This is a genomic window from Methylacidimicrobium tartarophylax (genome assembly GCF_902143375.2).
GTDB classification, from domain to species: domain Bacteria; phylum Verrucomicrobiota; class Verrucomicrobiia; order Methylacidiphilales; family Methylacidiphilaceae; genus Methylacidimicrobium; species Methylacidimicrobium tartarophylax.
Window position 1 is genome coordinate 1 of the sequence record NZ_CABFVA020000029.1, and the last position, 10345, is coordinate 10345.

The following is a 10345-nucleotide window of genomic DNA, read 5'->3' on the forward strand; positions in this document are numbered from 1 at the left end:
CGAGCCGCCAGGCTTCCTCGGGCGTCGCTCGGGCTTCCGCCGGCACCGTCGGGAGGGGTGGCGCGCTGAGGAAGGGCGGGATTGCGGGCTCCCGGGTGGCGGGGATCGGCTCCGTCGGGGCAGTCGGCGCAGGGGCGGCTGTGCCGAGGGTGACGGGGGCGGGCAGCGGAGCGGAGGGGGAGAGTTCCTGGAGGAGCCGTTCGAGGGAGACCTTCTCCTTGTGATGCGTGAGCTCCAGGACGCCGACTTCAAGTAGGAGGTTGCGATTGGCCGCCACGCGCAGGCGTCCCTCCCATTGGGTCAAGTCTTCCAGGACAGAGAGAGTCGTTTCCGGAGGGAGGGCGCGAGCGAGCGCTTCCACCTCCAAGAGTTCCGAGGTCGGGAGCTCCTCCCGGATGAGGGGGGGAGCGGTCTGGTAGACGGCGACGTTGCGGAAGAGGTGGACAAGTTCGCGGGATAAAACCATGGCTTCCTTACCCGACTCGAGCAGATCGTGCAAGAGACGGAGAGCCGGGGCGGACGCTCCTTCGGCAATCTGTCGGGCCAGGGCGGCGATCGGCCCGGTGCCTGCCATGCCGAACATCTCGAGAACGACCTTTTCGGAAAGCTCTCCTCCGTAAAAGCCGACGAGCTGGTCGAGGGCTCCCTCCGCATCCCGAAGAGAGCCTTCCGCGTTTCTCGCGAGCAGGGCGAGCGCTTTCGGGTCCGCAGCGAGCCCCTCGGTCGCGCAGAGCGAAGCGAGATGGGTGACGATCTCCTTTTCGGAAATCCGTCGAAAATCGAACCGCTGGCATCGAGAGTGAACGGTGGCCGGGACCTTTTGCGGCTCGGTCGTGGCAAAGACAAACTTCACATGGGCCGGGGGCTCCTCGAGGGTCTTGAGGAGAGCGTTGAACGCGGCCTGGGTGAGCATGTGGACTTCATCGATGACGTAGATCTTGAAACGGCACTGGGCCGGAGCGAAGCGCGCGCTCTCGCGGAGTTCGCGCACCTGCTCGACCCCGTTGTTGGAGGCGCCGTCGATCTCCAGGACGTCCAGACAGCGGCCCGAATCGATCTCGGTGCAGATCGGATCGGAGGGATCGAAATCGACGGTCGGCCCGCCGGTGCACTCGAGAGCTTTGGCGAGGATGCGGGCAGTGGAGGTTTTTCCGGTCCCGCGGGGGCCGGCGAAGAGATAGGCCTGAGCAATGCGCCGTTGCCGGATCGCACCCGCCAGTGTCCGCACGATGTGCTGCTGACCGACGATCTGCGCGAAGGTGCGCGGACGATACTTTCTGGCGAAGACTTCGTAAGCCATGGGTCTTGTCGCCCCGACGGACAGAGCACCAGGAGCAGCGACAACAGCGGTCAAGTTACCGATGCTTCCTTTCGGACCTGGCGGGGTTACCCTGCCGGCAGCTCCGCCGCCCCTGGCAGCTTTGATCTTATTCGGCTGAAGAGCGGATGCAACCTATTCTCTTGCCCATCGCCGACGAAGCGGAAAAAAACCGAAGGTTTCTCTTCCGAAGAAGAAGAGAGCTTACGGATTTTCCGGAGCCGATTTCGGGGGAGTGGCGCCTTGGCCGGAACTCTCGCCCGGAGGAGTGGACCCAGCGGCGGAAGGAGGGGGAGTTTCTCCGGGAGGAGTTTGGCCGGGAGGAGGAGTCTGGCCTCCGGGAGAAGAGGCAGTCGGGTTTTCGGGTTGGTTCCCCTCGCCGGAAGGGGCTGTCATGGAAGGCGCGCTACCGGAGGGTGGCTCCGGGGTTGTCGGCGGGGCTCCTTCCTCCAGACCGGCCTCTGCATCCGGGCTCTCGGGCGCTTCCTTCTTGGTATCGGTCTGGGACTGCGGCTGGGCATCCTTTTTCTTGGGCGCGTAGAGATCGCAGCCGGTGAGGGCCAGAGCAGTCAGAAGGCCGAGGCTCAAGAGGAAACGACGGGTGTGCAGGGGTTTTCTGGCGGAGTCCATATGGATTGGTTGACTAATGTTCCCGATTTAGCCTTTCCGCTCTCCTCTTGTCAATCGACTCTCGACAGGAGCGGAAAGTTTCAATGGGCGGGCCGCGTCATCCGGGGAGCGGAAACGCGACGGTGGCCGATAAGATCTCCTCGCGAATCTTCTCTAGGACGTCGGAATCGTTTCGATGGGTGAGCGCGCGATGAATCCAGTCGCCGATGTCGAACATCTCGTTTTCCCGCATCCCGCGGGTGGTGACCGCCGGAGTTCCCAGGCGGATGCCGCCCGCTTGATAAGGCGGGAGGGTGTCGAAGGGAATGGCGTTCTTGTTGACCGTGATTCCCACGCGGTCGAGGAGCACTTGGGCGTCCCTCCCGGAGATCCCCCTGGGGCGGAGGTCGATCAAGAGCAGGTGGTTTTCGGTGGTGCCCGTGACCAGCCGGTAGCCGTGGTGCCGGAGGGCTTCGGCCAGAGCGCGGGCGTTGCGCAACACCTGGTTCTGATACATCTGGAATTCAGGCTGAAGCGCTTCCTTGAGGCAGACGGCCTTCGCCGCGATCACGTGCATGAGAGGCCCGCCCTGAATCCCCGGAAAGATTTGCGAATCGATCTCCTTGGCATAGGCCGCACGGCATAGGATCATGCCGCCTCTCGGGCCGCGGAGCGTCTTGTGGGTGGTCGTGGTGACGAAGTCGGCGTAGGGTACCGGGGAGGGATGCAAGCCCGCGGCCACCAGGCCCGCCACATGGGCCATATCGACGAATAGAAGGGCTCCCACCGCATCGGCGATCTGCCGCAGCGCCGGAAAATCGATGATGGCCGGATAGGAGGAGGCTCCCGCCACGATCATTCGGGGGCGATGGACCTCCGCCATTTTGGCGAGACCATCGTAGTCGATCCGCTCGTCTTCCGGACGGACCCCGTAGTGGGTGACCTGGAAGAAGCGGCCCGAAAAATTCATCTTGAAACCATGGGTGAGATGTCCTCCGTGGGCCAAGTCCATGCTGAGGAGCTTGTCCCCGGGCTGAAGAGAGGCGAAATAGACGGCCATGTTCGCTTGCGAACCCGAGTGGGGTTGCACGTTGACATGTTCGGCCCCGAAGAGCTGCTTGGCCCGGTCGATCGCAAGGAGCTCGATCTCGTCCATGTTTTCGCAACCGCCATACCATCTCCGCCCCGGATAGCCTTCGGCATATTTGTTGGTCAGGCAGCTTCCTTGGGCCTCCATCACGGCGCGGCTCGTAAAGTTTTCCGACGCGATCAATTCGAGATTTTCGCTCTGCCTTCGGATTTCGCGTTCGATCAGGGCACCGATTTCCGGGTCGGTGGCGGGAAGAGCGGAAACGTACTGAGGCAGAGAGGAACGGGCGGGGAGCTTGCCCAAAAGCTCGAGCTTTCGCAAGGGGCGCTCGTGCGACGCCGGATCCGGGTGGGAGACGAGCCATGCGTGAATAATGGCGGGGAGCTCGGTGGTATGGACGGCGTCCGACCCGATACAAAGGACGTTCGCCAGGTAGCGGACGCGAGCCGCCGCCGCTTCCTCGGGGTTCGAAACCCGCACGGCCCGAATCCCGGGAACCCGGTTCGCGGCAATCTCCATGCCCATCCCATCTTGACAAAAAAGGAGACCCAGGGAGGACTGTCCTTGAAGAATGGCTCGGGCGACCCGCTCTGCATAGTCGGGGTAGTCGACCGGCAGATCGTTCATCGTCCCATGGTCTTCGAAAGCGATCTGGCTCCCTTTGAGCCAATCGCGTGCCGCCGCCTTGAGCCCTAAGCCGAACTGGTCGGAGCCCAGGGCGATCCGCAGCGGCGCGCCTGCTGCCGGCTCTGTCGCATGCTCCGATTCGAGCACGAAGGAGAGGATCTTCGGCATGGCCTGCCGCATCTGCTCGCGGCAGGCGCGGTAGATTTCGATGGGGCTGCCGATCGGGTCGGGAATCTCCCGGGAGGCGAGAGGGAGATCGGAATCGAACTCGAGGAGGAGATAGGTCTTTTCAGCCGCCGAGGGATAGAGCAGGAGAATGGAATCCAGATGCGCGTAGCTCATGCAGAAGAGGAAATCGGCCCGGCGGACGAGTTCGGCCGAAACGGGCTTACTGCGGATGGCGGAGATGTCGATGCCGATCTCCTGCATGACGTCGATCGCCTGCTCGCTCGGCATGACCCCGCTGACCGCACCGATGCCGGCGGAATCGACCCGGATGTCGTGGCGACCTTGCACCAGATCTTGAAACAAGCCTTGCGCCATGGGGCTCCGACAGACATTTCCCGTGCAAACAAAAAGGACGTTCTTCATGAGTTGGACAACGACAGGATCACAAGGCCGGATCGCGCCGACCGCTCGGAGAGAGATGGATAGGTTGCTGGATCAATTCGATGAGCGGTTGATCATACTCACCGTGTTCCCGCGGAAAAAGGATTTTTTCTTCTCCCGCGGAATCCGGGGCTGCCCGGCCGGAAGCAGGCGCGCCTCGCGTACGAACTTTGTGAGACAGGCAGGCTAGAACGGGACTGGTCCGTGGTTTGCGGCGCCGCGCGCGGGGCTGTGGAGGAAGGAGAAAGCCTTCCGAGAGGGAGGGACGATCCTCAACTCGACGGGAGCCACTCCGTCGGAGAGCATGCCGATACGACCGGCCGCGGCGCGGGAGAGGTCGATGATTCGGCCTTTTTTGTAGGGACCCCGGTCATTGATTCGGACGAGCGCGATTCGCCCGTTTTTGATGTTGCGGACCGATACCAGGGTGTTGAAGGGAAGGCTCGGATGAGCGGCGGTCATTTCGCGGGCCCGGTAGCGTTCCCCGGTCGAAGTGAAGCGGGATTCGTCGTACCAGGAAGCGATGCCTTTCGCGCGGAAGGTCGGCACCGCAGGACTCGGGCGTGTCTTGGGTGCCTTGGCTTTGGCGTGCGTGACGAGCGACCCCAAGAGGAGAGCGACGGAAACAAAGCGGAAACCGCCGATGCCATACCGGGAGACTGCTGCTCGTGATGTAGGGTTAGCAAACATAGCCATGTGGAGCGCATGGTAAATGTATGGTTTTGATAGCGTCAACAAGAAAGTGTTCAGATTCCTGATCGAAAGCTATACGACTTTCTTTCGGCGAAGCCTTGCCGGTTCAGCCGGAGCGTCGATCCTCGGCGAGGTAATCGAAAACCGATTCCGCGAGCTTCCGGCCGATGCCCTGCACTTCGGCAATCTCTTCGACCGACGCCTTTCGGAGACGATCGACCGAACCGAAGGTCTGGAGGAGGAGCCGCTTGCGGTTGCGGCTGATCCCGGGGCAGTCGTCGAGCAGGCTTTCGCGTACCCGCTGTCGGAGCAGGAGCTGGTGATAGGCGTTAGCGAAGCGGTGCGCTTCGTCGCGCAGCCGCTGGAGGAGGCGAATGGCACCGGAATCCCTCGGAAGCTGGAGGGGGAGCGAATGGTGCGGCCGGTAGATCTCCTCGTTTTCCTTGGCGAGGCCAATGACGGGGATCGTCGTCAGGCCAAGCGCGAGCAGTTCGCGGCGGGCGGCGGAAAGCTGGCCGGCTCCCCCGTCGATGACGATCAGGTCGGGTCGGCGTGTCCCCTCATCCAAGACCCGCCGATAGCGCCGCTGCACCGCTTCCGCGATGCTGGCGAAGTCATCCTGCCCGGGTACTGTCCGGATCCGGTAGCGCCGATAGCTCCCACGAGCGGGCCTGCCCTGCTCGAAGACGACCATGGAGGCAACCTTGTGGAGGGTGGAGATGTTCGAAATGTCAAAGCACTCCATGATCTGCGGAGGACCGGAAAGTCCGAGGGCGGCGGCCAGCTCCCGCAAATCCTCGGCGGGGGAGATTGCCGACTCGTAGGAGCGAAGGAACCGCTTGACGGGCCTGGTCGTCTGCCGAAGGTCTTCCCAGAGATTCCGCAGCTCGGCTGCCCGCTCGAACTCCCACCGGGCGGCCGCCTCTTCCATCTTTTTGCGGATCTCCTCGGCCATCTCTCGGGATTTTCCTTCGAGGAAGGAGCAGGCGGACTCCACCCGAACGCGGTATTCCTCCCGGATCGTCGTCCCTAGGCAGGGAGCGGAGCAGTTTTTAATGATCCGGTCGAGGCAGTGCTTGTAGTCCTTCTCGCCGGGAACCAGAGGGGCACAGGAGCGCAAGCCGAAGATCTTCTTCATCCAGTTGATCGTGGTCCGGAGGGCACCGGAGGAGGCAAAAGGGCCGAAGTAGCGGCAGCCGTCGTCCTTGCGCAGTCGGGTGATCTGGAAGCGGGGAAAGGGCTCCCGAAGGTTTGTCTTCACGAGGAGGAAGCGCTTGTCGTCCCGGAAGCTCACGTTGTAGCGCGGGCGATACTCCTTGATGAGCTTGCCCTCGAGCAGGATCGCTTCGGCTTCCGAGCGGACCGTATGGTACTCGATCCGACGCGCGACCTCGACCATCGCCCGGATCTTCCGGTTGGCCGCCGTGCCCCGGGATGGATGAAAATACTGGGCGACCCGCTTGTGAAGATTGCGTGCCTTGCCGACGTAGATGACGCGGTCGAGACGATCGCGAAAGAGGTAGACGCCTGGCGTCTGGGGAAAGTCTCGCACCGCTTTTTCGAGCTCTGGCCGGGCAACGCTCATGGGTGTCTACGATAGAATGGCATGATTTCGGGCTTCCGCCTATGGTAGGGTGACTCGTCGATGAAGAGAGGGTATTGGTTTTCGGCGTTGGCGATCGTTGCGGCGTTCTGGGCGGCGCTTTCTTGCGTTTCCTGGGCCGCCGAATCTCTGCCGGCTCGCAGTCGGCATGTCGAAGCGACTCTTCTCTCGGAAACGGACTCCGTCTCCCCGGGAATCCCTTTCCGGATGGCGATTCGGCTCCGCATGGAGAAGGGCTGGCATACCTATTGGCGGAATCCGGGGGATGCCGGATCGGCGACGCGGATCGAATGGAAGCTTCCCGAGGGCTTTCAAGCCGGACCCATTCAGTGGCCGGTTCCCGAGGTCATTTCGGTTCCTCCCTTGACGAGCTACGGCTATGAAGGAGAAGCATGGCTCCTGGTCTCCGTTAGTCCCCCTGCGTCGCTGGCGGTCGGTCAAACCGTGGCTCTCTCGGCGAAAGTAAGCTGGGTCGAGTGCGCGCAGAGCTGCATCCCCGGGGGCGCCGATCTCCAGCTCATCCTCCCGGTGACGCCGGGTCCGGCGAAGGGCGATTCGTCGCTGCGCTCGGGCTTTGCGCGGGCCCAGTCGGCTCTGCCTCAGCCTCCCCCGAAGGCGGTAGAGGCAAGCGCGTGGGTGGCGCGCGGCAAGCTCCATCTGGAGCTGAAGAGCTCGGAAAAAAAAGCGACGGTGTTGGAGGAGCCTCGCTTCCTGCCCGCGCAGGAAGGCCTGATCGTGGACAGCGCCGCGCAAACATTTCGGCTGCGGCAGTTCGGCATCGTCCTTGAGATTCCGCAACCGCCGAAGGCCGCGCCGCTGCCGAAGAAGCTGGACGGGCTGCTGCTTGCCCAATCGACCGAATGGAAGGGGACGCGAAAGATTGCCTGGGCACTCGAGGTAGAGAAGACCCCCGCACCGATCACCCTCCGTTCCCTCCCCGCCTCCAAGGAGTTCTGGTTGGTCCTCGGCTTCGCCTTTCTCGGCGGCCTGATCCTCAATTTGATGCCCTGCGTCTTTCCCGTGCTCTCCTTGAAGGTTCTTCATCTTGTGGAACGGGGTCGAGGGGAAGCGGGAGGCTCCTTCCGGCACGGGCTTGTTTTCCTGGTCGGAGTCGTCTCGTCCTTCCTGGCCCTGGCCGCGACCCTGCTCGTCCTGCGGGCGCGCGGGGCCGAGCTGGGATGGGGCTTTCAACTTCAATCGGCGCCTTTTGTCGCGTTTCTGGTCGTCCTCTTCTTTCTGGTCTCCTTGAGCCTCTTCGGCGTCTTCGAGTTCGGATCTTCCTTGGGGAGCATGGGAGAGGCGGCCGATCGGGTGCGGGGTCTTTGGGGGAGCTTCGGCAGTGGAGTCCTGGCGACCGTGGTAGCGAGCCCCTGCACGGCACCGTTCATGGGGGTGGCTCTCGGTTTCGCCTTGGCCCAACCGATGTGGGTCGCCTTGCTGATCTTCGGCGTCCTGGGGCTCGGGGTCGCCGCCCCGGTCTTTCTCCTCTGCACCTTTCCGGTTCTGCTGAGGCTCTTGCCGCGACCGGGGCGGTGGATGGAGGATTTCAAGCAGCTTTTGGGGTTTCCCATGATGGCCGCCGTGGTCTGGCTTCTCTGGGTCTATGGGAAGCTGCGCGGCATTGACGGCGTCGGCTCGCTGCTCTTGGCCCTTGTCGTGGTCGGTTTCGGCGCCTGGCTTTTCGGAAGATACGCGAATCCGAGCCGGATCCTGCCGGTTCGGCTGGTCGCGGGGCTGGCCGGCATGCTCGCGGTCGGGGTGGCAGTCGGGTATCTCTTGCGGGATGCGGCCGGCCGGAAAGCAGAGGTGCCTTGGATTCCCTACTCGGCGGCGCGATTGAACGAGTTGCGGGTCGCAGGGGTTCCGGTCTTTCTCGATTTCACCGCCTCCTGGTGCTTGACGTGCAAGGTCAACGAGCGGGTGGCCCTCGACAACCCGGAAGTCCGCAAGCGGCTTTCCGACCGAGGCGTGGTTTGGATGGTGGCGGATTGGACGAACCGGGATCCGGCGATCACGCAGGCATTGACCGAGCTGGGGCGAAGCGGGGTGCCGACCTACGTACTCTATGGTCCGGACTCCCAGGCGCAACCCAAGCTGCTTCCGGAACTGCTGACTCCGCGTCTTCTCCTGGACGAACTCGACAAGCTCCCGACTGCGCACGCTCAGGCGCCCGAGTTGTCGTCCTCGCCGCAATCCGGGCCGTGAAGAGTATGGACCGTGACGGTAGGCCCGAGAAGGGTCGGGCCTTTTTCCCGGGATTCGGCGTCTTCGAAACTATTCGTGTCGAAAAGGGGCTTCCGCAATTCGTGGAGGAGCACTGGCGGACGCTGGGAGAGGCGGCGGATGCCCTGGGACTGGCCCGCAAAGTCGATTTTCGGGCGCAGGCACTCCACCTGCCGCCCGGAGAAACGGGCCGCTGGCGCTGGCTGCTCACATGGGATGACCAGTGGGAGAGCTTTACCAGGGAGAAGCCTTCGGGGCGGCGCGCCTTTTCGCTGGAGCCGGCCTCTTTGCGCGTCGGTTCCGAGAACTGGGATGCGCGTTTCAAAACGCTTAGCTATTTGACTCACTGGCAGGCTCGGAGGTCGGTGGCGGCAGACGAGGCTCTTCTCTGCAACGAACGAGGCGAGATTGCTTCCGGGGCTTGCAGCAATCTCTTCTGGGTCCGCGGAAAGTCGATCTACACCCCGGCTCCGGAGGCGGGGTGCCGGGCTGGGGTCGTTCGAGGCTGGATCCTGGGACGGGCCAGGGTCGTCGAGGGCCGCTTCCCGCTGGCCGCACTCGAGGAAGCCGAGGAGATCTTTTTGAGCAATAGCTGGATCGGCGTCATGCCGGTCCATCGCTACCTCGGCCGGTCCTTCCCAATCGGCCCCGTTGCCCGGCGTCTTCGGAGGGAGCTCCAAAAGATGTTGCGGGGCGGAATCCCTGGACAGAATGGCGGCTGACCTGCATGGCTCACAAGCGATCTCCTGCGGCTTGCGAAATGGACCTATCTGCTTCGTTGGCCTTGCATCCAGGCCCATCCGCTGCGCCTCGGGTACGAACTTTGTGAGACATGCAGGCTAAAGCGCCGGCTTATCCCGCTTTAGGTCGGGTGTAAGCGCGGGCGGAGGAGCAGAGGGGTAGAGCTGCCGGCTTCGTTTCCGCTCGATCCCGGCCGCAATCCAGACGGAGAGCTCGTAGAGGAGATACATGGGAGCCGTCAGGAGAAAGAGGGTGAAGGGATCGGAGGTGGGGGTGATGCAGGCGGCGGCGACGAGGATCACGACGATGGCGTGCCGGCGATAGCGCCGCAAGAGCTCGACGCGAAGGATGCCGAAGTAGGTGAGCAGGACCACGACCAAGGGAAGTTCGAAGGCGAGGCCGAAGCCCACCACCATCTGGATGACGAAATCGAGGTAGTTGGGCAGGGTCCACTGGGTTTCGACCCCGAGGTTGCGGCTGTAAAGGACGAAGAAGCGGAGGGTTTGCGGCAAGAGGCCGGCGTAGGAAAAGAAGCCGCCGAGGAGGAAGAGAAGGGCGCCGGCGGAAAAGATGGGAAGAACCGCCCGTCTTTCGATCGCCGTAAGTGCGGGGAGGAGAAATTCGCCGATAAAGTAGAGGACGGCGGGCAGGGAGAGCACGATTCCGGTCAAAAGGCCGATTTGGAGCTGGACCGAAAAGGGGTCGACCACGCCCAGGAAACGCAGGATCTTGGTCGGATCTTCTCCCGCCTTCTTGAGGGGAGCGAGAAGGAGCCCGAGAATGGGCTTGGTTTCCACGAAGCCGACCACGGCGGCCACCGCCACGGCGGCTA

At 63.1% G+C, this 10345-nt stretch carries 8 protein-coding genes and 1 other RNA gene; 2 read left to right on the forward strand and 7 right to left on the reverse strand.

The window, feature by feature from the left end; translation table 11 throughout:
- The 6 genes from dnaX to MAMT_RS03870 all read right to left on the reverse strand — a co-directional run.
- A partial coding sequence (dnaX, locus tag MAMT_RS03845) for a DNA polymerase III subunit gamma/tau (protein WP_142659699.1) occupies positions 1 to 1300 on the reverse strand: 1300 nt, incomplete at its 3' end.
- A gap of 23 nt (positions 1301 to 1323) precedes the next feature.
- Positions 1324 to 1418, reverse strand: an RNA gene (gene ffs / locus MAMT_RS03850) — signal recognition particle sRNA small type.
- 104 nt (positions 1419 to 1522) lie between these two features.
- Positions 1523 to 1948: a hypothetical protein gene (locus MAMT_RS03855; protein WP_142659700.1), complete on the reverse strand. Its 426-nt coding sequence runs from the start codon at positions 1946 to 1948 to the stop codon at positions 1523 to 1525.
- A 97-nt stretch (positions 1949 to 2045) separates the two neighbouring features.
- A complete protein-coding gene (locus MAMT_RS11760; RefSeq protein WP_142659701.1) occupies positions 2046 to 4235 on the reverse strand; it encodes a serine hydroxymethyltransferase in 2190 nt (729 codons plus the stop codon).
- Positions 4236 to 4439: 204 nt separating this feature from the next.
- Entirely contained in the window at positions 4440 to 4943 is a 504-nt protein-coding gene (locus tag MAMT_RS03865) for a septal ring lytic transglycosylase RlpA family protein (RefSeq protein WP_178086905.1), read from the reverse strand.
- A gap of 109 nt (positions 4944 to 5052) precedes the next feature.
- Positions 5053 to 6531 (reverse strand): excinuclease ABC subunit UvrC, encoded by a 1479-nt coding sequence (locus MAMT_RS03870; protein ID WP_142659703.1) that lies wholly within the window; start codon positions 6529 to 6531, stop codon positions 5053 to 5055.
- Positions 6532 to 6591: 60 nt separating this feature from the next.
- Between MAMT_RS03870 and MAMT_RS03875 the strand changes: the two genes are divergently transcribed.
- Complete coding sequence (locus tag MAMT_RS03875) at positions 6592 to 8754, forward strand: protein-disulfide reductase DsbD family protein (protein ID WP_142659704.1); 2163 nt, start codon at positions 6592 to 6594, stop codon at positions 8752 to 8754.
- Positions 8755 to 8759: 5 nt separating this feature from the next.
- Positions 8760 to 9494: an aminotransferase class IV gene (locus MAMT_RS03880; protein WP_142659705.1), complete on the forward strand. Its 735-nt coding sequence runs from the start codon at positions 8760 to 8762 to the stop codon at positions 9492 to 9494.
- Between the two features lie 117 nt (positions 9495 to 9611).
- Here the strand turns inward: MAMT_RS03880 and tatC are convergent.
- Positions 9612 to 10345, reverse strand: a 734-nt coding sequence (gene tatC, locus MAMT_RS03885) for a twin-arginine translocase subunit TatC (protein ID WP_142659706.1), incomplete at its 5' end; no start/stop codon positions are given.